Source organism: Enterobacter sp. BIGb0383, assembly GCF_003751845.1.
Classification (GTDB): Bacteria; Pseudomonadota; Gammaproteobacteria; order Enterobacterales; family Enterobacteriaceae; genus BIGb0383.
Map to the genome: position 1 here is coordinate 393,138 of NZ_RJKQ01000003.1, position 22,813 is coordinate 415,950.

General features: G+C 56.1%; 17 protein-coding genes. 13 read left to right on the plus strand and 4 right to left on the minus strand.

Features of this window, described 5'->3' with window-relative positions; all coding sequences use genetic code 11:
• Positions 1-26: 26 nt before the first annotated feature.
• The 9 genes from EDF81_RS17470 (at position 27) to EDF81_RS17510 (ending at position 8,039) form a co-directional block, all read left to right on the plus strand.
• On the plus strand, positions 27-512 hold the full coding sequence (locus tag EDF81_RS17470; RefSeq protein ID WP_123349424.1) for a response regulator transcription factor: 486 nt from the start codon (positions 27-29) through the stop codon (positions 510-512).
• A 123-nt stretch (positions 513-635) separates the two neighbouring features.
• Positions 636-1,172, plus strand: a complete 537-nt coding sequence (locus EDF81_RS17475) for a fimbrial protein (RefSeq protein WP_123349425.1) — start codon at positions 636-638, stop codon at positions 1,170-1,172.
• Positions 1,173-1,264: 92 nt separating this feature from the next.
• Positions 1,265-3,760, plus strand: coding sequence for a fimbria/pilus outer membrane usher protein (locus tag EDF81_RS17480; protein ID WP_123349550.1), 2,496 nt, complete (start codon positions 1,265-1,267; stop codon positions 3,758-3,760).
• Positions 3,761-3,783: 23 nt separating this feature from the next.
• On the plus strand, positions 3,784-4,503 hold the full coding sequence (locus EDF81_RS17485; protein WP_123349426.1) for a molecular chaperone: 720 nt from the start codon (positions 3,784-3,786) through the stop codon (positions 4,501-4,503).
• 2 nt (positions 4,504-4,505) lie between these two features.
• The gene (locus EDF81_RS17490; protein WP_123349427.1) at positions 4,506-5,033 is read left to right on the plus strand and encodes a fimbrial protein; all 528 of its coding nucleotides are present in this window, start codon (positions 4,506-4,508) and stop codon (positions 5,031-5,033) included.
• Positions 5,034-5,058: 25 nt separating this feature from the next.
• Positions 5,059-5,583 (plus strand): fimbrial protein, encoded by a 525-nt coding sequence (locus EDF81_RS17495; RefSeq protein WP_184999540.1) that lies wholly within the window; start codon positions 5,059-5,061, stop codon positions 5,581-5,583.
• A gap of 21 nt (positions 5,584-5,604) precedes the next feature.
• Positions 5,605-6,147, plus strand: a complete 543-nt coding sequence (locus tag EDF81_RS17500) for a fimbrial protein (protein WP_123349429.1) — start codon at positions 5,605-5,607, stop codon at positions 6,145-6,147.
• A gap of 34 nt (positions 6,148-6,181) precedes the next feature.
• Positions 6,182-7,333, plus strand: coding sequence for a hypothetical protein (locus tag EDF81_RS17505; RefSeq protein ID WP_123349430.1), 1,152 nt, complete (start codon positions 6,182-6,184; stop codon positions 7,331-7,333).
• 70 nt (positions 7,334-7,403) lie between these two features.
• Positions 7,404-8,039: a helix-turn-helix domain-containing protein gene (locus EDF81_RS17510; protein ID WP_123349431.1), complete on the plus strand. Its 636-nt coding sequence runs from the start codon at positions 7,404-7,406 to the stop codon at positions 8,037-8,039.
• Between the two features lies 1 nt (position 8,040).
• Here EDF81_RS17510 and EDF81_RS17515 read toward each other — a convergent pair whose 3' ends face one another.
• From EDF81_RS17515 to EDF81_RS17525, 3 genes are all read right to left on the minus strand, one after another.
• Positions 8,041-8,904 carry an aldo/keto reductase family oxidoreductase gene (locus tag EDF81_RS17515; protein WP_123349432.1) on the minus strand — a complete coding sequence of 288 codons (864 nt, stop codon included), beginning with the start codon at positions 8,902-8,904 and terminating at the stop codon, positions 8,041-8,043.
• Positions 8,905-9,081: 177 nt separating this feature from the next.
• Positions 9,082-10,224, minus strand: coding sequence for an ImmA/IrrE family metallo-endopeptidase (locus EDF81_RS17520; protein ID WP_123349433.1), 1,143 nt, complete (start codon positions 10,222-10,224; stop codon positions 9,082-9,084).
• A gap of 131 nt (positions 10,225-10,355) precedes the next feature.
• Positions 10,356-11,258 carry a LysR family transcriptional regulator gene (locus tag EDF81_RS17525; protein ID WP_123349434.1) on the minus strand — a complete coding sequence of 301 codons (903 nt, stop codon included), beginning with the start codon at positions 11,256-11,258 and terminating at the stop codon, positions 10,356-10,358.
• Between the two features lie 100 nt (positions 11,259-11,358).
• Here EDF81_RS17525 and EDF81_RS17530 point away from each other — a divergent pair, with 100 nt between their 5' ends.
• From EDF81_RS17530 to EDF81_RS17540, 3 genes are all read left to right on the plus strand, one after another.
• Positions 11,359-12,426 carry an SDR family oxidoreductase gene (locus EDF81_RS17530; protein WP_123349435.1) on the plus strand — a complete coding sequence of 356 codons (1,068 nt, stop codon included), beginning with the start codon at positions 11,359-11,361 and terminating at the stop codon, positions 12,424-12,426.
• 252 nt (positions 12,427-12,678) lie between these two features.
• On the plus strand, positions 12,679-13,737 hold the full coding sequence (locus tag EDF81_RS17535; protein ID WP_123349436.1) for a YncE family protein: 1,059 nt from the start codon (positions 12,679-12,681) through the stop codon (positions 13,735-13,737).
• A 10-nt stretch (positions 13,738-13,747) separates the two neighbouring features.
• Positions 13,748-15,742 carry a TonB-dependent receptor domain-containing protein gene (locus tag EDF81_RS17540; RefSeq protein ID WP_123349437.1) on the plus strand — a complete coding sequence of 665 codons (1,995 nt, stop codon included), beginning with the start codon at positions 13,748-13,750 and terminating at the stop codon, positions 15,740-15,742.
• Positions 15,743-15,782: 40 nt separating this feature from the next.
• Here EDF81_RS17540 and EDF81_RS17545 read toward each other — a convergent pair whose 3' ends face one another.
• Positions 15,783-16,316, minus strand: a complete 534-nt coding sequence (locus tag EDF81_RS17545) for a hypothetical protein (RefSeq protein ID WP_123349551.1) — start codon at positions 16,314-16,316, stop codon at positions 15,783-15,785.
• Between the two features lie 322 nt (positions 16,317-16,638).
• On the opposite strand from EDF81_RS17545, the gene EDF81_RS17550 reads away from it, so the two are divergent.
• Positions 16,639-22,788 (plus strand): Ig-like domain-containing protein, encoded by a 6,150-nt coding sequence (locus EDF81_RS17550; RefSeq protein ID WP_184999539.1) that lies wholly within the window; start codon positions 16,639-16,641, stop codon positions 22,786-22,788.
• Positions 22,789-22,813: the final 25 nt, after the last annotated feature.

Below are 22,813 nucleotides of genomic sequence, written 5' to 3' on the forward strand. Positions count from 1 at the left end.
ACGAATGGAATTGATGTGCTAAAAATATGACTGTATCGAACTCTGTTTTTTCAGATGATGCATTTTTCGTTTACGGTCTCTGTGGCTTGTTAAGCCGGGAGTTTCTTAACGACTTTTTCATCGTTTTCGATCTCGACTGCCAATATGCAGATGAAGATCTTCTTCCCGTTCCAGAAGATAAAGAGGTAGTCGCCTTTGTTTCAAATGATATTGCCTTTTATAAGGCTGAAAAATTTGGTATGCCCCACGTCTTAGACAAAAAAAGTAGCGTGCAGGATATCCTCGATTTTTTTTTGCTTAAGCGTGATTCCGGTGCCTATCACACCAAAAGAAATTTAACCCAGCGTGAAAAAGAGATCCTGGCGTTAATGTCGGTTGGGGCGACGCATCAGGAGATGGCAGATAAATTAGGCATTAATTACAAAACATTTTATACCCACCGCAGAAACTTAATGCTGAAGTTAGGGTGTGATAATCGAATCTGTTTGCAAAATCTATTTTTGCAGCGATGAACGAACTCGCCAGTTAAATGGGCGTGAACTGAAGTGAAATAAAGCAGGTGTTTTAATTGGGGTCATCTCGACTCTGTATACCTATGGCTTTTTTAAATGAAACCTAAAACAAGGAATTTACAGATGAGTAAATTAGTAAAACTGAGCGCGCTTTCCGTATTGCTGGCAACTTTTGGCGCAGGCGCAGCGCAGGGCGAAGGCGTTGTGAACTTTAAAGGCACCGTCGTCGATTCCCCGTGCGGGATTGAGTCTGACTCTGCGGATCAGTCCATCGACTTTGGTCAGATCTCAAAAGCGACGCTGGCCGCAGGCGGTATCTCTAAGCAGAAGACCCTGGATATCAAACTCGTTAACTGCGATATCAAAAATGTCGCCAAAGGCGTCCAGGTCACCTTTACCGGTAATACCCTGTCTGCACCGGATGACGACGGTGCAATGGTGCCGGTAGCGACCGAGTTGGCGACCTCCGGCCCGACCAATACCGCGGTGATCATCAACAACGGTGCGGACCTGAGCTTTGGTACCGCCACCAACTTTATCCCGCTGGGTGCCGGTCAGAACACGCTGCAGTTCCAGACCTGGGTGAAGCAGGCCACCGGCAAAACCGTTGCTGCGGGCGATTTTACTGCGGTCGCGAACTTTAACCTGAGCTACCAGTAAATCCGGAGAGGAGCAGGGCAGGATGCCCTGCTTCCAGGGAAGGAGCGAACCAGGGATGGTTTTTAGTTATTTTAACGATGACCGGTATTGCAATGAAAAATAATCTATTTGCCATCATTAAAATGACTATGGCCGCGCTCTGTCTGTGTCTTTTTAAAAACGCACAGGCTGTTGAGTTTAATACCGATGTGATTGATTCCAGCGATCGTGAAAATATCGATTTTTCCCGTTTTTCGCAGGCCGGATACATCATGCCGGGAGAGTACCAGCTCCAGATGGTGGTCAATGGTCAGAACGTCTCGGCGGGCGAAACGGCGGTCTCTTTTATTGATGTGCCGGATGGCGAAGGCCAGTCGACATCAAAAGTCTGTCTGACCCCGGAGATGGTGGCGCAGATTGGCTTAACCGAGGCGGCACAAAGCAAGGTGACAGGGTGGAATAACCAGGCCTGTGTCGATCTGGCGCCGTTATCCGGTACGACGGTTCAGGCGGATCTTGCCGCTGGCGTGCTGAATATCAATCTGCCGAGGGCGCTGCTGGAGTATTCCGATGCTTCCTGGCTACCGCCTTCCCGCTGGGAAAACGGTATTCCTGGCCTGCTGGTGGATTACAACCTGAACGGCAATCTGACGCGTCCGAATGAGGGTGGGCAGACGCAGTCGCTGAGCTATAACGGCACCCTGGGCGCTAATGTCGATGCCTGGCGATTCAGAGGGGATTATCAGGGGAGCATTAACCGGACGGGCGGCAGTGCATCCGGTACGCAGCGACAGTCTGCCTGGACGCGCTTTTATCTGTACCGCGCGATCCCACAGCTACAGTCAAAGCTGACGCTGGGTGAAAACTATATTAACTCGGATATTTTCAGCTCCTGGTCCTATACGGGGGCCAGCCTGGAGAGTGACGACAGGATGCTGCCGCCCCGGCTGCGCGGTTACGCGCCGCAAATTACCGGGCTGGCGGAAACCAACGCCCGGGTGATCGTGACCCAGCAGGGCCGCGTGCTGTACGACTCTACCGTGCCTGCCGGGCCGTTCAGCATCCAGGATCTGGATAGCGCCGTTCGTGGCCGACTGGACGTGGAGGTGATTGAGAGCAACGGCCAGAGAAAGACCTTTAACGTCGATACGGCTTATGTGCCTTATCTGACGCGTCCGGGCCAGGTACGCTACAAGCTGGTTGGCGGGCGTTCCCGCTATATCGGGCACGAGACTGAAGGCCCGGTGTTTACCGGCGGTGAACTGTCATGGGGCGTCGACAATAACTGGTCGGTCTACGGCGGCGGCGTCTTTTCCGATGCCTATAACGCCCTGGCCCTGGGGATTGGTCGGGATCTGTATGAGTGGGGCGCGCTGTCGACGGACGTTACCCAGTCCGTTGCGCGTCTGGATGACAGAGGGACACAAACGGGGAAATCCTGGCGTTTGAGTTATTCGAAGCGCTTTGATGAGGCCAATACGGATATCACCTTTGCGGGTTATCGCTTCTCCGAGCGCAATTATATGACGATGCAGGGCTATCTCGATGCCCGCTATCGGGAAGGTATTGCCGGACGCGATAAAGAGCTCTATACGGTTTCGCTGAATAAATATTTCGCCGAACAGCGCATGTCGGTGAATCTTCAGTACAGCCATCAGACATTCTGGGATCTGGGCGCGTCGAATTATTACACGGTCTCTTTTAACCAGTATTTCGACGCGCTGGGACTGAAAAATCTCTCCGTCGGGCTGACGGCATCGCGAACAAAATATCTCGGCCGCGATAACGACGCCGGGTACCTGCGTATTTCCGTGCCGCTGGGCAATGGCATGCTCAGTTATAACGGCAGTATGAACGACAGCCGTTTTACGCAGACGGTGGGTTATAGCAGCACCCTGAATGAGGGGATGGACAGTTACAACATTAATGCCGGATTAAACCACGGCGATAGCGATAGCCGGGGTGGACAGCTGAACGGTTATTACAGCCGCCACAGCTCGCTGGCCGATATGTCGGCCTCCTTTGCCACGGTGCAGAACAGCTACAGCACGCTGGGGCTAAGCGCCTCCGGTGGTGCGACGCTGACGGCGAAAGGTGCCGCTCTGCACGCGGGTGGGATGAACGGCGGGACGCGGATGCTGGTTTCTACGGACGGCATCGGCGGTGTGCCCGTGGACGGTGGGCGAGTGTTCACTAACCTGTGGGGAACCGGCGTGGTAACGGATGTCAGCAGCTACTACCGCAACAGGGTATCCGTGGATATCAACAAGCTGCCGGAGGACATGGAAGCCCGGCAGTCCGTGGTGGAATCGGCGCTCACGGAAGGTGCCATCGGCTACCGCAAATTTGACGTGCTGAAAGGGGCGCGGTTATTTGCCGTGCTGCGTATGGCGGACAACGGCCACCCGCCTTTTGGTGCCGCCGTGCTCAACGCCAAAGGGCGGGAATTAGGTATGGTCGGCGATGACGGCCTTGCCTGGCTCAGCGGCGTGAATCCGGGTGAAACCCTTAATATTAACTGGGACGGGAAAGTTCAGTGCCGCAGTGATATTCCGGCCGTGATTAAACCCGACCAACAATTATTACTGCCGTGCCAGTCAGCGCGGTAACGAAAGAGTAAGAGGAAATAAAGATGTTTAAATTTAAATCGCTGCTGCTGATCGCCGGTATTTGTGCCGCGTCGGCAGGACAGGCCGCTATTTCACTGGACCGTACCCGTATTATTTATAACGGTGATGAAAAGTCCGTGGCCCTGAATATTGCCAATGAAAATGAGCAGCTGCCTTATCTGGCGCAATCCTGGCTGGAAAATGAGCGGCATGAAAAAATCACTACCGGCCCGCTGGTGGTGACGCCACCGGTCCAGCGTCTGGAAGCCGGAGCAAAAAGCCAGCTCAGGCTGATGGCCACGCCCGGCATCAGTCAGCTTCCCCAGGATCGCGAAAGCCTTTTCTATTTTAACCTGCGCGAAATTCCTCCGAAGAGTGATAAAGCAAATGTGCTGCAGATAGCCCTGCAGACCCAGGTCAAACTCTTCTGGCGCCCGGAGGCGATCAAGGCCGAGCCGAACAAGGCCTGGCAGGATCAGGTGGTGCTGCACCCGGAAGCGGGTGGATATCGCATCACTAACCCGACGCCGTACTACATCACCATTATCGGCTTTGGCGTGACCCGCAAAGATGCCGAGGACGGGGAGTTTGAGGCGGTCATGGTCGCGCCGAAGTCAGATCTAAGCGTGAAAGCGCCGCAGACCCGAACGCCGTGGCTGACCTTTATTAACGACTACGGCGGTCGTCCGACGCTGCCGTTCCGCTGCACGGGCAGCCAGTGTACGGCTGCGGAGAAGGCGTAACGATGGCTAAGCTCATCCTCTGTCTGATGCTGCTGTGTCTGAGCGGGAGTGGCGCGGCGGATATGGCCTTTACCGGCAATCTGCTGGACAGACCCTGCCAGTTAGATCCGACCTCGGCCGCTCAGGATGTGGTTTTTATGCAGAGCGCGCTGCCGCAGTTTCACCACGCGCCGGGCAGAAGTCCGGCGAAACGTTTTCCCATCAAACTGCTCAACTGCCGGGCGGAGTCGATCGGCAAAGTGGTTAAGGTCGTCTTCTCCGGCGAACCGGAACAGGGCCTGCCGGGGACGCTAAAAGTCGCTGGCGTGAATGCGGGCAGGCTGGGGATTCAGATTGTCGATACGGACGGGCAGACGCCGCTGGCGCTGGGCGATGCGCATCGCGCGGGTAACGGGGATGTGATTAGCGCTGAGGCAGTCACCCTCAACTTCAGCGCGTATGTGCAGGCCACGCCAGAGGCGCTGGCGGAGAGAAGCGTGACGGCCGGGGAGTACAGCGCCATTGCCACCTTTGAGATTAACTACCAGTGATATGGAACGGAAAAAGGAAGTCGAGATGAAGACGGTTAAGAAAAGCGTCGCCGCGCTGCTGGTCTCCTGCCTGCTGCCCCTGACGGCAGGGGCGGATACCGGCATGGTTTTTACCGGGAACCTGGTCGTTCCCCTGTGCACGGTGAACAACAATACCCAGGTGACGGTGCCTTTTGGCGACGTGGAGATCCAGACGCTGGCGGCGGCGAACACGCCCTATCAGCTTCGGGAAGTCAATATTCCCATCGTCTGCCCGTACACCTCCGGCACGCCGAGGCTGACGGTGACCACATCCTCCGCCCACAATGCGACCCAGGGCGTGCTGAAAACCTCAAAGTACAGCGAAGGGCTGGTTGTCTATTTACGCCAGAAAGATGGTACGACGGCGCTGCCGCTGGGAACAGAAACCACCGTCACCTCCTCCGTTACCGGCACCGGTACGGCACGAACCTTAACCCTGAAGGCCGGGATTGGTCGGATAAACAGCCTGGATCTGTTGACCCCTGGCGAATTTACGGCCAGTTCGACGCTACAGGTACGGTATCTGTAATGCCCGGCGAGGAGGGGAGAGATGAGTAACCTGTGCCATCGCGCTGCTGCGTTTGCCCTGGTTCTGACGGCATCCGCCGCGCAGGCTGACAGTGTGAATGTGTCCATTACCGGCACCGTCCAGATCCCCACCTGCACGATTAACGGGGGCAAAACGATTGAGGTTAATTTCGGCAATCTACCCGTCGGTAATCTGAGCAGCGGGCAGTATCCGCAGACCCGACAGGTGAGCGTTTACTGTCCTTATACCAATAACGTGCCCTTTGTCAGGATCACCGGCCCGGCGCTCTCGGGCGCTCCCCAGAACAATGTGCTGGCGAGCTCGGTGAGTAACTTCGGGATTGCCCTTTATCAGGGCGCCGACCAGAGCAAGCCCATGCTGCTGGGTAATGGCATGACGAGTAACGGTATTAATCTGGGCTATGTCCTTACCCAGGGCTTTGCCGAAAACGGCAATGGCAACGCCGTGCTGACCTTTACGGCGGTGCCCTGGGCGGCGGCCAGCACGGTGTTGAAAGCGGGCAGTTTTAGCGCTACCGCCACCATGTCAGTGAATTATCTCTGACGCTGCGGCCTCTATTTTGACAAGAGTGAAGACAATGAAAAATAACGCAAAAGGATGGCCCGCCATTCTGGTGCTGAGCCTGTTTATCAGCGCGATGATGCTGCTCCACACTAAAACGGCCAGAGCTGCGGACAAGCCATGTAACCAGGGCATGATCGTCGGCGGTGTTAACTACAAAGCCACCAGTTTAGGCGGGATCTCCATGTCTAACGTGGTGGTAACCTGGACGGGCGGCGGCACCTACCATATCACCATGAACGTGGTGGCGAATCAGGGTCTGAAGAAGTGGTACTCCTCAACTACCCGTTCCGACTGGCAGGATGCCGGCACGCGCACCGACAGTATGACGACCCCGAATTATACCCGTATGGGCAGCTGCTCCAGCGGCCTGGTGGTTGCGGCACAGAAGACGACGACCGGCGTCCCGATTGGCTCCGGGACCGGTATCGTCTCGCTGATCGCCGGACCGATGGGTGGCAACAAAGGCAATAACTTTGTCCTTTATGACGAGCGTCAGGACGGTTTTATCTCGATGGGGCAAATCGATGCCGCACCGCCCTATGCCATTGGCGTGACCAAAGAGGATGATAACGTTATCCGTAAAATCAGCTTTGATGCCTGGTTTTATAATCTTTCCGGCGTCGCAGACGGCAACTATACGGTGTACGTCACGGTGCCCGTAGGGGCGACCACTACCTGGTTCCCGGACGGGAATGGCTACAACTACTGGTGGGCGACGGCGGGGAGAGATATTCCCTTAAATTATTCGATTACCGTCCCTGTCCAAATTCGCTCCGACGGCGGCCAGCCGGTAGACCCGGATATCTCCTGCTCTATGCCCGGTGCGGTGACGCTCGCTCACGGCACGCTGACGCCTTCCGCGATCCAGAATTCAACGGCGGCCAGCACTATTTCCGTGACCTGTAATTCTGCGGCGACGGGTACGGTGCAGATTACCGGAGATAACAATAGCGCCGCCGCTTATGCCACGGTCAATCTCGGCCACGGTGTGACCAGTAGCGTCAGCGCCTCAAGGGATAATGTGAACTGGTCGCGAAACCTGACCTCGGTTCCGCTGGTAAAAGGGACGACCAGAGTGAATATTCGCTCGGTGCTCTCTGCGCCCGGCGAGGTGACGGCGGGTGCGCTCAAGGGCTCGGCGGTAGCGATTATCCGCTACAACTGACTTCCGGCAATCGGTGGATGTTGATAAAGTGAACGGCTAAGACTGAAACATCATCACAAGGACATTCAGCGTGACCGGCCGGATTGATTATCAGATTGAAAACTATCGCTTCACGGAACTGAACGAATCTCCCCGTCTGACCCGCCAGTGGGTTGAAGTCAGCGACGAATGTCGGCAGGCGGGGCTGGGAGCCGAAGCGCGGCTGCGGCTTGCCCTGCTGAATGTGGACTATGTTTCCAGCTTTGAACTGCCTTTCCGACTGCTGCTGGTGCGCACGCCTCAGCTGATTGCCGGACTGCGTGATGAGCTGCAGATCAGCCAGAAAAGCGCCACCTTTAACGGCAAGCGCTTTGGCTGTGTCTACAGCCTGAAAACCGATCTCAGCACCATTCCGGATGAGTTCCGCTACAGCCTGGCGACCCGTATTCGCCGCGTTGATGACACCGGTACCGCCGCCACGCCCTTTCAGCAGATCGCCAAAGAGACCAAATCCCCGAAAGATCGCCTGAAGCTGGCGCTGGAGTCCGGGCTGGCGGTGACCGCGCTCGATGCCCTGTTCTGGTTTGGCAGCCAGCGCATTGCCGCCGATATCGCGACCCTGCGCAAGCGAGGCATGCGTATCGCGACGGCGGAAACGGACGTCTCAGATAATCTGACGGGGACAACAAGGCGGGTGCCGCTATATCGCCTTGTTGCGGCCAGCTAACCTAATTCTGGCTTATCGCATCCAGACGAGCGACCACGTCGGGCGTTAGCTGCAGCGCGCCGCTTGCCAGATTCTGCTGAAGATGTTCCGGGGATGACGTGCCGGGTATCAGCAGAATGTTGGGCGAATGCTGCAGCAGCCAGGCCAGAGCAACCTGCATCGGCGTGGCGTTCAGCTCTTTCGCGACCTCATTCAGCTGTTCCGACTGCAGCGGGGAAAAACCGCCGAGTGGGAAAAAAGGCACATAGGGAATCCCCTGTTCGGCCAGCTGGTGGATCAGGGCTTCATCCTGACGATTAGCAATATTGTAGAGGTTCTGCACGCAGGCAATCGTTGTCATGCTTTGGGCATCGGCTACCTGCTTCGCGGTCACGTTGCTCAGACCGATATGGCGAATCAATCCCCGTTTTTTAAGCTTAATCAGCGTGTCCAGCTCCGCCTCCAGCGAGCCTTCTGCCGGGCCGTGCGTGTCAAACATGGCGCGCAGATTGACCACGTCGATAACGTCCAGGCCGAGATTGCGCAGGTTATCTTCCACTGCACGGGTCAGCTCGGCAGCGCTAAACGCGGGCAGCCAGTTGGCCTGCTCATCCCGACGGGCACCGACTTTGGTGACGATCACCAGGTCATCGGCGTAAGGGTGCAGAGCCTTTTTAATCAGCTGATTGGTCACGTGCGGGCCGTAAAAATCACTGGTATCGATATGATTCACCCCCGCCGCGACGGCGTCACGCAGCACCTGCAGCGCACGAGCCTCGTCCGCCGGTGGGCCAAAAACATGCGGTCCCGCCAGCTGCATCGCGCCGTAACCCAGCCGCGCAACCTGACGATCGCCGAGGGAATAAGTCATTTCGGGAAAAGACATAGCAACCTCCTTTAGTACGGTATTCATTGATTGTAAGAGGAGAATGGCGATACCACTATCCTGTTGAAACGGGACAGAGTGTTGCGATGGGGGGAACAATGGCGAAGACCAGGGTGGATATTCAGGAATCCAGAATAAACCTTGCCTGAATATACGTATTTGCATCCAGCAGGTATCTCATACTCCGAGCTCCTTCGCGAAAACAGGAAGATTGGCCGGTTTTATACCATCAAGAAGCGAGCTCGCTTCACGCAGGAAAAGCTGGCCACTCAGTGCCTGACCGACGACTGCACGGGAAAAAGGCAAACTAATTTGTGCCTTTTTGGTCCGATAGTAATCAGGGCCTCCGTCACTTTTTTCCCGCTTTTGCCATTCAGCTTTGAGTCCTGCAATGTAGCGGGCATAGTCATCGTAACGAATAAATTTCAGCGTCAACGCCCGTCGTGCCAGAACCCATTTACTGACTCTAAAGTGAAGCTCCAGAGGGGCGAGGTTATCCTGCCAGTGCTCAGTATCAGGCTGCCATAGTTGAGTGAACTCCTCTTCCGGCACCAGAAACACAGCGGCTACTGCGTTGCATAACAGTTCTTCTTGCCGCGTCGCACGTGTGTCACCGTCAGAAATACCGGACTGCCCTATCCAGATATGGCACAGCTCATGAATGAGTGTAAATAGCCTTGCTCCAGGGGTGTCGGCATGATTCACAAAGATGATGGGAGCATATTCATCGGTAATGGCGAACCCGCGAAATTCCTCGACCTGTAAAGGACGCGTGAAATGGCCCAGGTTAGCCTGCCGCATGACTAAAATGCCGAGCGACTCAATGCGAGTAATGAGATCTCTGTAATAAGCATCGCTGTTGCCACGTTCAGGATACAGGCCGACCTGCAATGCCTGCCTGATATCATCGACGATAGTATCGACGCGACTATGCATGGATAAACGCCCGACCCAGGGATTCGGCTCGACTAACTGCTGCCGCAGGTACTCCCTGTACCATTCCTGGCGCTGAAGCATCAGTTTTACTAGATCGAGTAGTTCGGCACTGGGCTGGTGAACAGGATGGCTGCCGGGGGTTCTCAGGTCAGGGATAGGAAGCATTTCAACAGGAGGCGTTGCCAGAAACAAATAGCCGAAAGGAATATGCGCTTTTTCTGCGAAGAGCATTGCCTGGTTAAAGGTCATGGCGTGCGTACCCGATTCCCACTGCACCAGACGCTCTTCACTGATGGCACATTTGCTGGCAAATACGGACAAAGAGTAACCAGAACGCGTACGCGCCCAGGTTAACATTTCGCTGTTGATATTTGCCGTTGCCATCTTCGTTTCTCTGCCGTTTTACCCACGAGATTATAGTGAAAAAGCTGGCTGAAACCTATTGATCTGGTGCAGAAATACACAATGAATCGAGTGAAAAAGCAGCATGTTTTTGCGATCCTGAACGGGTTGTATTAGCGGATCTGCAACTCCCCCAACGCCTCCAGCAGCGCATCCACTTTCGGCAACAGCTGTTTGCGGCGCGGCCAGACCAGGGTTAGCGGCAGGCCGTCGGGCTGCTGCTCCGGCAGGATGATCTCCAGCTCGCCGCGCGCCAGCTGTTCCCGTACCAGCCACGACGGCGTCTGGGCTACGCCGAGCCCGCCACAAACGGCCTGTACCTGCGCATCCACATCACCTAAAGAGAGACGATGCGGCACGCTGCGCCAGTGGGGATGCCCGTCGGCGGTGGTAAAAAGCCAGGGTTTGGGCGTGCCGTCGATGCGCTCGTAGAGGATCGCCCGATGCGCTAACAGCGCGTTTTCGCTCTCCGGGCGACCTTCACGGGCCAGATAATCCGGTGCCGCGCAAAACACCATCCGCTCGCGTCCCATCTGACGACAGCCGAGAGAGGCGGGCAGATCCGGCGAGCCGCCGATACGGACCGCCACATCAACGCCTTCATCAAAGAGATCGAGAAAGCGATCGCTAAACGACATGCTGATTTCCAGATCCGGGAATTGCTGGCAAAAAGGGATCAGCACCGGCATCACGCCGAGTCGGCCATAGGTACTCGGCACCGCCAGCCGGAGCCGTCCCGATGGGATGGTGCGCTGCGCGGCCAGGATCGCCTCGGCCTCTGCCAGCTCTTCCATAATCCGCAGACAGGTCTGGTAATACGCGCTGCCCGCATCGGTCAGTTTCAGGCTGCGGGTGGTGCGTTCCAGCAGGATCGAACCCAGCCGGGCCTCCAGCCGCGTGACGCTTTTGCTCACCGCCGAAGGCGTGAGATGCAGGCGTTCAGCGGCGGCAGCAAAACTGCCGGTCTCGACGCTGACCACAAAGGGGACGATATCTTTCAGTTGCCTGTCGTGCATGAATTGATGAACTCAGTTCCGTAATGTCGTGAATTTATGCCAGAGATAAGAATTTATTTCTCTATTAAGCTCATCATTACTGAAACTGAGGAGAATTGAAATGCAAAAGCAGGCGTTAATTGTCGGCATCAGCGGCGTGATTGGGCGCGCGCTGGCGGAGAAACTGCAGCGCGAAGGCTGGCAGGTGGCGGGGCTTTCACGCGGAAAGGGCGCGATACCCGAGGGCGTTCGCAGCCTGACCGCCGATCTGACCGATGCCGACGCGGTTCAGGCCGTGCTGGCGGAGGAAAAACCGGATGCGCTGTTCTTTAGCGTCTGGTCCCGGCAGGAAAATGAAAAAGCCAATATTCGCGTTAACGGCGGGATGGTCCGCAACGTTATTGCAGCACTTGGCGAGCGACTGAATGGCGCGCATGTGGCGCTGGTTACGGGTCTGAAACATTATCTCGGTCCGTTTGAAGCCTACGGTAAAGGTGTCGTGCCGGTCACGCCGTTCCGGGAAGAGCAGGGCCGCCAGCCGGTGGATAATTTCTACTATGCCCAGGAAGATGAAGTATTCGCCGGGGCCGAAAAATACGGCTATCGCTGGAGCGTCCATCGCCCGCACACCATTATTGGCTACGCCATCGGTAACGCCATGAATATGGGCCTGACCCTGGCGGTCTACGCCACCCTGTGTCGCGAAAAAGGCTGGCCGTTTATCTTCCCCGGCTCGCCGGAGCAGTGGAACGGCCTGGCCGATGTGACCGATGCCGGTCTGCTGGCAGAGCAGCTCCTGTGGGCCGCCACTGCCGCAGAAGGAGCGAATGAGGATTTCAATGCGGTCAACGGGGACGTATTCCGCTGGAACTGGCTCTGGCCACGACTGGCCGCGTATTTCGGGATTGAAGCGGCAGACTATCCGGCGCAGATGATGCCGCTGGAAGGTCGGATGCAGGAAGCGGCGGAGGCCTGGAAAGAAGTGGCTGCCCACTATCAGCTGCGCGAGGCGGATATCACGAAGCTGGCCTCCTGGTGGCATACCGATGCCGACCTGGGTCGTCCGATGGAGGCGTTTACCGATATGAGCAAGAGTCGTAAGGCGGGCTTTACCGGCTATCGTGCCACGCTGGACTCCTTTACCGGGCTGTTTAATACGCTGAAGGCGGAGAAGGTGATCCCGGAGTAAGCGATCTGGCGTTAATCCGAAAAAATAACCTCCTGGCCCGGCTGGCGGGCCTTTCAGGGCTCGCCTATCAATATTGGTACTTTACATCTTGCCAGGCGGGTTTTACGCCATGGCGATAGTCCTGTAAACCGCATGCCTTCTCGGTTTTATGACAAATTAATGACAAAAAAGTGAGGATTTGCATCTAATTGCAAATGATATTGGTTTTAATTATCATTTTCTTTTCGTAAATCAACGTAAAGAAAAAACAATATGACTTCGACCTCTGTAAAGAAACTCTCGCTGTGCGCCCTCGCCATTTCCTTTGCCTTCCACGCCGGTTCCGCACTGGCAAAAGACTTCTCGGAGAAAGATTTCTCGTCGCAGCCTCTTGGGCACGGGGTTTACGAACTGGCCGTGGATAACGGGCAAAAGGCGCTGTATGCCGCATCGGCACCCTCTTTTGATAAAGATAAAACCGCCGGTCTGGTCTTCCAGTTGGGCGCTGATTCACTCCAGATCAAAGATAAAATCGCCACCGAGCGCCGCACTTTTGCCGTTGCGCTGGATGAAGAGAATCATATCCTCTGGTTGGGTAACTCTCTGGAAGGCTCCGTTAGCCTGCTGGATACCCGCACCAATAAAGTTATTAAAACCCTTCAGCTGAGCGACGATGCCGATCCGAAAAAGACCGCGCACGTTCGTGAACTGGTGCTGGATAAGAAACATCAGCGTCTCTATGTCTCCGGCATCGGTCGCAAAGACCAGGGCCTGCTGTGGGTGGTGGATACTGAGAAACAGCAGCTGGCAGAAACCCTTGAGAAGCTGGAGCCGGTCGGCTTTGCCGTTGATACTGCAGGCGATAAGGTCTACGTGGTGAACGGTGGCGGGGAGCTGATTACGCTGGATGGCAAAACCTCCCGGCTGGTTTCCCGCGTCAAGGTCGATCCCAAAGAGCCTAAGCACTACTTCCTGAATATTGCCCTCAATACCGCCGCTGGCGTGGGCTATATCGCCGATACCAATACCCCTGACGTGCTGGTGGTTGAGCTGGCTTCCGGCAAATTGCTGCACCGCATTCCGACGCCGAATTCCATTGCGGCGATCTATAACGCCGGGCGCGACGAAGTCTATGTTACCCACCGCAATGCCCATGAGATCAGCGTGATTGACGCGAAAACTCATAGCGTCAAGCACATCATCAAAACGGCCGCGATGCCGAATAGCCTGGCACTCTCTGCCGACAGCAAAACGCTCTATGCCAGCGTGAAGCAGGATGAGAAAGCGGGCGGGGATGACTACGTCCTCAAGATCGATTTAACCAAATTCTAAGGGCACCAACGTGACGACATGGACACGCACGGCCGTGGCGATTGCCCTGGCCCTCGGCAATCTGCCTGCGGCTGTTTCAGCCGCCGATGACACAACGAAAAACGAAGATCAGATGGTGGTGACCGCCACCGGTTTTAGCCAGGAGCGTCGCGAGGCACCGGCAACAATCTCGGTGGTCGATGAGAAGGCGATTAATACCCGAACCAACCAGAATGTTACCGAAGCCATTCGGGATATTCCGGGTGTACTGGTGGGCAGCGGCAACGGCAGCCTGGCCAGCGGTGATGTGCAGATGCGCGGTATGGGATCGAGCTATACCGCTTATATGGTTAACGGCATCAAGCAGAGCACCCGTGAGTCCCGTCCTTACGGGCACCATATCGGTACGGAAGCGGCCTTTATGCCGCCTATGGCCGCTATCGAACGCATTGAGGTGATCCGCGGGCCGATGTCCTCGCTGTATGGTTCCGATTCCATTGGCGGCGTGGTCAACGTCATCACCAAAAAAGCGTACAACCTCGATAAATGGGCGGGCGTGCTGGAGAATAACTACTTCCTCCAGGAGAAGAGTGAGTACGGTAACACTAACCAGACCAACGTCTTTGTTATGGGGCCAGTTATCCCTGGTAAACTCGGGATCAGCGTGGGTGCGGACTATCTCGACAGGCGCGACGATGACAGTGTCAAAAACAACCGTTTTGTGAAGCATCAGGCCGGAAACCTTGATGCTACTATCGATATGTCGCCCACGGACACCCAGCTCTGGACGCTGAATGCCGTGAAGGGACATCAGGATAAGAGTCACGACGATAAGGCGTGGGAGTGGGGCTTTGATCGCGATGCCGTTTCTCTGTCGCAGAACGCCTGGTACGGTGATGTGCTGGAAGCGAAAAACTTCATCAGCTATGAAAAAGCGAAGACGGAATACCGCGTTCCGGGGATGAACCCGCAGTACGTCAAGCAGAACAATTTTGAAGCCAACAGCGCCAATACTTTCTCCTTTGGCGATCATAAGCTGACGGTCGGTGCCAACTACACCCGTAACGAGCTGGATGACACCTTTGGTATTGAAGACAAAATTGTGCCGGGCGTAACGCCTGTTAGTAAGATCTCCCGCGATGGCTGGGCAGTTTTTGCTGAAGATGCCTGGATGATTGTGCCGGACTTTACGCTGACGACCTCCGCCCGTCTCGATCACGACAGTAGCTTTGGCTACCACGTGACGCCTAAGCTCTACGGTAACTGGACGATTGACGAAAGCTGGGCGCTGAAAGGCGGCGTCTCCTCCGGCTATAAAAAACCGGATCTGCGTGAGAATAAATCCGGTTTTACCAGCGTATACGGTTCCTATCCGTATTCTGAAATCGGTATTGGTAACGATGACCTGAAGCCGGAAGAGAGTGTTAATACCGAGCTGGGTATCTACTGGCAGCAGGATACCCTGGCGCTGGATGCCACCGTCTTCTATACCAAATTTAAAAACAAAATCAGTGACTACACCATTTGTACCGGAACGAAGGCCGATCCATGCGTTTACAATGGTTATGAGGCGCTAAGCGTCTCACGCTACTTCAACGTTAGCGATGCGGAAATCTACGGTCTGGAGCTGAACGGCGACTGGCAGGTGACGCCGTCCCTGAAGGCGAACGCGAACTATACATATACCCATAGCGAGCAGCAGAGTGGGCAGTATAAGGGCTATGCGCTGAATGAATACCCGTCCAGCATGGCGAACCTTTCCCTGACCTGGAGTGCGACCAGCGATCTGGATCTGTGGAGTAAGGCGAGCTGGCGCAGCCGCACGCCGGATATCGGTAAATCCACCGATACGGAAGGCTATGCGCTGGTGGATATGGGAGCACGGTATCATTTGAATAAGGACATCACGCTGATGGCCGGCGTTTACAACCTGTTCGATGTGAACCCTATCCGCACCACTACCTACAACCAGATAGCACAGCTGGAAGGTCGTCGCTATAACTTCGGTGCGCGTTACGAGTTCTGATTTTTATGAAACCACCCTTCGGGGTGGTTTTTTATGGGGCTCAGAGCAGAGACGCAATCTCATCGGCAACCTGCTGTGGGTCCATGGCAGAGCGATCGTTGATACCGATCCCAAAGGCTTGCAGGTCAGCGTTGAGTTTTTCCAGCAGGGCTTCATCGTCACGCACGCAGAAAATATAGGCGTTTTCAAACGGCAGCAGATCGACCAGCCTCAGTCCCGAAGGCTGAAGGTAGAAATTGAGATGCTCAAGCCAGGGGAGAATATAGGGTAACTCTGCCGGATCGATACTTGCCGCGGACCAGTCGATATTCTCCAGCTGGCCATAAATGAAATCCGCAGCATTTTCAGTCAGCGATAAAGCCGCCAGCGGCGCTAAATCGGGAATCTCACCGCTATATTCATTCCACTCTTTATAGGTCATCAGACGCTGTTCGCTGAGATGCGTGTACAGCCATGCCAGGACGGTATGTTGTTCAGTACTGGCAGGAAGGGCGGAAGAGAGCGGGTTGACGTCCAGGCCGGGAATACACTGTTCCAGCGTTACTATCAGGTTTTGAATCAGTTTCACAAACATCTCCTTTTTGTCGTGCTCAGAGGGGCCATTGCGCAGCACGCTGCTCTCCTGAACAGTATTGTCACTGTCCGTTAGTTTTTTGATCTTTAAAGCATATATATTCATTAGAGCGTGTTAACGCTTTCGTGAAAATGTTTCTTTTTAAAATCTATTGTTAATGGATGTGAATCTGTGGAAATATAGCCCCGAAGCCTTATCTGTCGCGCCTTTCCCGCCTTTTTCGACGCCCTTATCGGCAGAAATGACACAGACTTTAGGTCTTCACTCACAAAATACATTACATAAATTAAATATATCGGCAAGATGCTTAAGGAGTACCCCTATGGCGTGGCGTAACTGGTTTACTCTGCATCCACGGTCGGCGAAGTCTGTTTCGACCCGTCCGGTAACAACCTCTTCTATTCCGGCGTATGTCCTTGAGCCGCGTATTCTGTTTGATGGTGCCATTGCGGCAACGGTCAATGATACGGCGGCAGAGACGGCGGAACCGACCGCCAGCCACGCCGATGCGGCCGCAGATCAAAACACTCACGATACTCAGGCTACCGCAACTCAGGATATTGATGTCGCGGCGGTAGCGGACGGCGCGACCTCCCCACGCAAAGAAGTCGCCTTTGTGGATACCTCGGTAAAAGACTATGAAACCCTGGTGGCGGGCATTAAGCCCGGGGTTGAGGTGGTCTTAATTGACGGCTCGCAAAACGGCCTGCAGCAAATCGCCGACTGGGCGGCCAGCCATAGCGGCTATGACGCGATCCATATTTTCTCCCACGGCTCTGAAGGCAAGGTGAATCTGGGTACTCAGGTACTGACGGATGCCTCGCTGAAATCGGGCGAGGTGCAGGCGCAGCTTGCGGCTCTGGGCGCGGCCTTAACCGCCGAAGGCGATCTGCTGCTCTACGGCTGCGATATTGCCGGTGGTGCAAACGGCGACGCGTTCCTGTCCAGTCTGGCGCAGGCCACCGGCGCGGATGTTGCCGCGTCCGTGGATGCAACAGGCAGCAGCCTGATCGGTGGGGATTGGATCTTAGAAAAAACGACGGGCGGTATTGATACCGACGTCATGGCTATCGAAGCCTATAGTGATGTGCTGGGGACGGTTACATTTTTTGACAACGATATTGATTTGGATGCGACCAGAACCACAATTACACGCCCTGTAGAGGGTCAGTCGGTCACCTTTTCTGGTGGTATTGGCACGGGGGGGCTGTATGTCGACCCAAGCTATGGCGGGGCGCAGAATGGCGGCCTCTATGCGTACGACGGAACTAAAAACGGTGATAATACCGAACTAACGATAAAACCCCCATCTGGCTATACTTTCGATATCACGGGGATCAGAGCCGGCGCGACGTCAGGCATACTGACCTTTACTGTGACTGATAGCAACGGGAATATTTCGTCATTCAATGTGGCCGTTACTGACAGCTTTTCGACCATAACGAGTTTTCCCTCGGCAATGAATGATGTCACACAGGTCGTCATCTCTTCTGATGGATACTCTGCCTTTCAGGATATCGTCATTTCCGATATTAAACTGAATGTACCCTCTCCAGCGATAACGTCTGCTGCCTACAACGCCAGCACCAACGTGTTGACCGTGACGGGTGCCAACCTGGCAACGGGCGACACGATTGACGTCTCCAGACTGACACTGGTGGGGGAAAACGGCAATGCCTACACCTTAACCAGCAGCAATGTCATTGCCAGCAGCAGCACGACGTTTACCATCAACCTGAATACGTTTGATCAACTCAATGTTGAAGGACTGCTGAATAAAAACGGGACAACCTCTGCTGCCAGTGGGACGACCTTTAATCTGGCTGCCGCTGCGGGATGGAATGCGACACAATCCTCAACGCCTGCCGATTTGACGGGCAATGGCGTCACCGTTAGCAATGTGCAAACGCCAACCATTACCTCTTCGACTTACGATAACTCGACCGGCACATTAACGGTGACGGGCACTAACCTGGTGAAACAAGTTGGCGCGAATAACGATATTAACGTCTCTACGCTGACCTTCACCGGTCAGGGCGGCAGTACGTATACGCTGACCAGTAGCAGCGTAGAAATCGGTAGTGCCACGTCCTTTACGGTGATGTTAAACGCCACCGACAGAGCTGCGCTCGGGGCAATACTCAATAATAATGGCACTTCATCGTCAGGCGGAACGACCTACAATCTGGCCGCGGCCGACGACTGGAACGGGCCGATTACCGGCGGCAATACGGCGGACCTCACCGGCAACGGAATCACGGTTAGCGGAGTTAATGCCGCGCCGGTGATTGGCAACTTTAACAACGATAGCGTTAACTACACCGAGGGCGCGCAGCCGGTTCTTCTGGACGCGGGCGGCAACGCAACGGTCAGCGATGCGGATTCGGCCGATTTTAACGGCGGCAGCCTGTGGGTGTCGATAACGGCTAACCGCAATGTCGGTGAAGATGTGTCAGGTATCCTCAATCAGGGGATCGGGATCGGACAAATAGGCGTCATCGGATCGGCGATCACCTGGGGCGGCGTGGTGATTGGTACCTTTAGCGGCGGAAGCGGCGCGAACGATCTGGTCGTCACCTTTAACGCCAATGCGACGCCTGCGGCGGTGCAGGGCTTAATTCGCGCGCTGACTTATCAAAACACCAATACGACCGAGCCGAGCACCGCGACGCGGACTGTCACGGTGACCCTGAATGACGGCGACGGCGGTAGCACCTCTGCAATGGTGGCCGTTGGCGTGACCGGCGTCAATGACGCGCCGACGCTCTCTGCCACCGGCACTAACCCGACCTACACCGAAAACGGGAGCGCGGTCGATCTCTTCAGCAATGTGTCCGTTGGTACGGTCGAAGCCGGGCAGACCATTACCCGGTTCACGCTGACTGTCAGCAATCTGGCCAATGCCAGCAGCGAACAGCTGCAAATTGACGGTACGACTATTGCGTTGATCAACGGCAACAGCGGGACGACCACGACGAACGGACTGTCGTATTCCGTTAGTATCGTGGCCGGAACCGCCACCATGACACTTAACAAATCCGGCGGTATCAGTTCCTCGGCGGCTGTGACGGTGATCGACGGTATGACCTACCGTAATACCAGCGAAAACCCCACCGGCCCCGTCCGCACGGTGACGGTGACGAGCATTACGGACAGCGGCGGGACGGCCAACGGCGGGGTGGATACGACGGTACTGTCGGTCTCATCCACGGTCAGCGTGGTGGCGGTAAACGATGCCCCGACCATCTCCGTCCCGGTTTCTATCTCCGTGACGGAAGACGTGGCCAGGGCCATTACCGGGATCACGTTCTCGGATGTCGATGCCGGCAGCAATAATGTTACCGTGACGTTATCTGTCACGAGCGGCATGCTGAGCCTCAACGGAAGCCAAAGCTCTTCTCTGACGATGAGCGGCACCATTGCCGCTCTTAATACGGCGATCGCGAACGGCAGCGTGATGTTTCATCCGGCCAGCAACGCGACGGGCAGCGTGACGCTGACCATCAGCATTAATGACGAAGGCAATACGGGAAGCGGCGGCGCCAAAACCGCATCGACGGCGATAACGCTAAACATTGATGCGGTGAACGACGCCCCGGTTAACAGTGTTCCGACGGGGCAGACGGTACAGCAGGATGGTTCCCTGGTCTTCAGTGCCGCTAACGGCAACCCGATTTCCGTCAGCGATGTCGATCTTGGCGGTAATACGATGAGGATGACGCTAACCGCGACGCACGGATTGTTGACCTTGTCGTCATCCACCGGGCTGGTGTTTCTCGTCGGGACCGGTGCCGGCAATGGCACCATGACCTTCGAAGGCACATTAAGCGATATTAATAACGCGCTTAATGGCCTGACGTTTAACCCCAACAGTGGTTATAACGGCGGCGCGGCGATCCAGATGACCAGTAACGATCTCGGCGGCACCGGCTCCGGCGGGGCGCAAACCGATATTGATGTGATTACCATCACCGTTAATCCCAATAATCCGACGATTACCGGCGTGAGTGCGACCACCGCCGACGGCGCTTACGGACCGGGGCAAACCATCCTGGTGACGGTATCCTTTGATGCCAGTGTGCTGGTCGACACCACCGGGGGGATCCCGAACCTGTTACTTGAAACAGGTACCATTGACCGCGTCGCGACCTATGTTGCGGGTTCGGGCACCAACACCTTAACCTTTGCCTACACCGTTCAGAGCGGCGATCGGAGTGCCGATCTCAACTACGTCAGTACCTCTGCGCTTTCCCTTAATGGCGCGACCATTACGGACAATGCAAATCGCACGGCCGTACTGACGCTGCCGGGGCTGAATAGCCTTAACTCGCTGGCGGCGCAGAAGGCTATCGTGATCGACGGCGTGGCGGCGAGCGCGTTGGTAACGGTTGGCGATAATGCGCTGAAAGCCGGGGAGAGTACCCAGGTGACCATCACCTTCAGCGAACCGGTTACGGGCTTTAGTCTTGCTAACCTTTCCGTGGCGGACGGTACCCTGACCAATCTGAGCAGCAGCGATGGCGGCTTAACCTGGACGGCTACCCTGACGCCGAATGCCAGCGTGACCAACGCCAGTTCGGCGGTGATCCTCAACTACACCGGCATCACCGACGCGGTGGGTAACGCGAACATCGGGACGCAAACATCCGGCACCATCAGCATAGATACGACGCTGCCAGAGGCGACGATCGAGGTGAGCGACAGCGCCCTGAAAGCCGGTGAAACCGCGCAGGTCACTATCACCTTTAGCGAACCGGTCGCGGGCTTCAGCAGCGCGAATCTGACGGTCACCGGCGGAGTACTGAGCAATTTGAGCAGTACCGATGGCGGTATTACCTGGACGGCGACCTTTACCCCGAATGCCGGAGTGACCAGCGCCAGCACCACGATTGGCCTGGACTACAGCGGCATCACCGACCTGGCCGGGAACGTCGGCGTGGGGACGACCGCCTCCGACAGTTTCAGCATCGATACCGCCCATCCTCTTCCGGTCAGCCTGACGCTGACGGGGATCCCAGCAACCGAGGCTCTCAGCTACACGCTGGTCTTCTCGGAAGCGGTGACGGGCCTGGATATCGGCGACTTCTCTCTGGTTAACGGCAGCGGCACCACGGCGACCATCGGTGCGCTGGTTGCTCTGAGCCCGACCACATACCGCATTGATTTAACCAACGTCACCGGCGCGGGCACCGTTCAGCTGGTCTTTACCGGCAATAACGGCGGCGTGAAAGATCTGGCAGGTAACGATCTCAACGGTCAGGGGATCGGCGGCGATACACACAGTAATAGCGCGCCGGTTGCTAACGGTATCGCGAATCAGTCCGCCAGCCAGGGGAGCGCGTTTACCTTCACGCTGCCGGGCGGTGCCTTTGTTGATAACGATCCGGGCGAAACGCTGACTTACGGCGTCTCGTTAGCCGATGGCTCTGCTCTGCCATCCTGGCTGGTGTTTAACCCTCAGACGCAGACCTTCTCCGGCACGCCGGAAAATGGTGATGTGGGTACGCTGACGATCCGGGTAACCGCGACGGATAAAAACAGCGTCCCGGTTTCCAGTGATTTCACGCTGGTGGTGAATAACGTCAATGATGCGCCGGTCACCGCGGGTATCAGCGACCATACCGTCAGTGGCGACGGGGCGTTTAGCTTCGTTATCCCTGCGAATACCTTCTCCGATATTGATGTGGGCGATACCCTGCAGCTCAGCGCCACGCTGGCGGATGGCTCTGCGCTACCGGCCTGGGTGAGTTTCGATCCGGCCACCGGCACCTTTAGCGGAACGCCAGCCGGTACGGATGGCGCTGCGGTGTCGATTCTGGTCACCGCCACGGATGCGGCAGGGGCGAGCGTCAGCGCGACCTTTGTGCTGCGCGTGCTGCCCGCAACGCCGCTGCCCGAGCCTGAGCCTCAACCTCAGCAACCGACCGGCGATCCTGAGTTTAAAGCCAACGGCGGCCGTTCGACGGTGGCGCTCCCCGCCCATAATGCGGCGGTGCAAAGCCAGCTTTCTCTGTTGACGCTCGGCGCGTCGGCGGATAACGGAGCTTCCTCTTCATTCTTTAATGCCGGCAGAGCGGAAGGCACCACGCCGGGGATCGCCAGCGTGTTTAACCCTGCGGCGCAGGGCAGCGCGTCGGCTATTGCCACGGTGTTTGCCAGCGATGGCGTCACGCATTACGACGTCGGTGTTACGCGCAGCCATATCGCCGATATCAGTCAGCCGGTGGGGGGGAAATCGACTCTGGCAGGGATGTTCGCCAGCGCGCCACTTCCTGGCAGCACGGCCCTTGAGGTGTTCAGCAACGGCAGTTGGCAATCGGTCTCACAGAGCAATACAACATCGCTCACGTCGCCGGTTTCTGTTTTTGGTGCACCCGTCTTTAGCCAGCAGCTGAAAGCGCTGGATGACAATGAACGTCTGCAGATCGCCTCCCTTGAAGGCGCACTGCAAAACATGAACAGACCCGTCTGATAGAGCGATAGCCGGGTGTAACAGA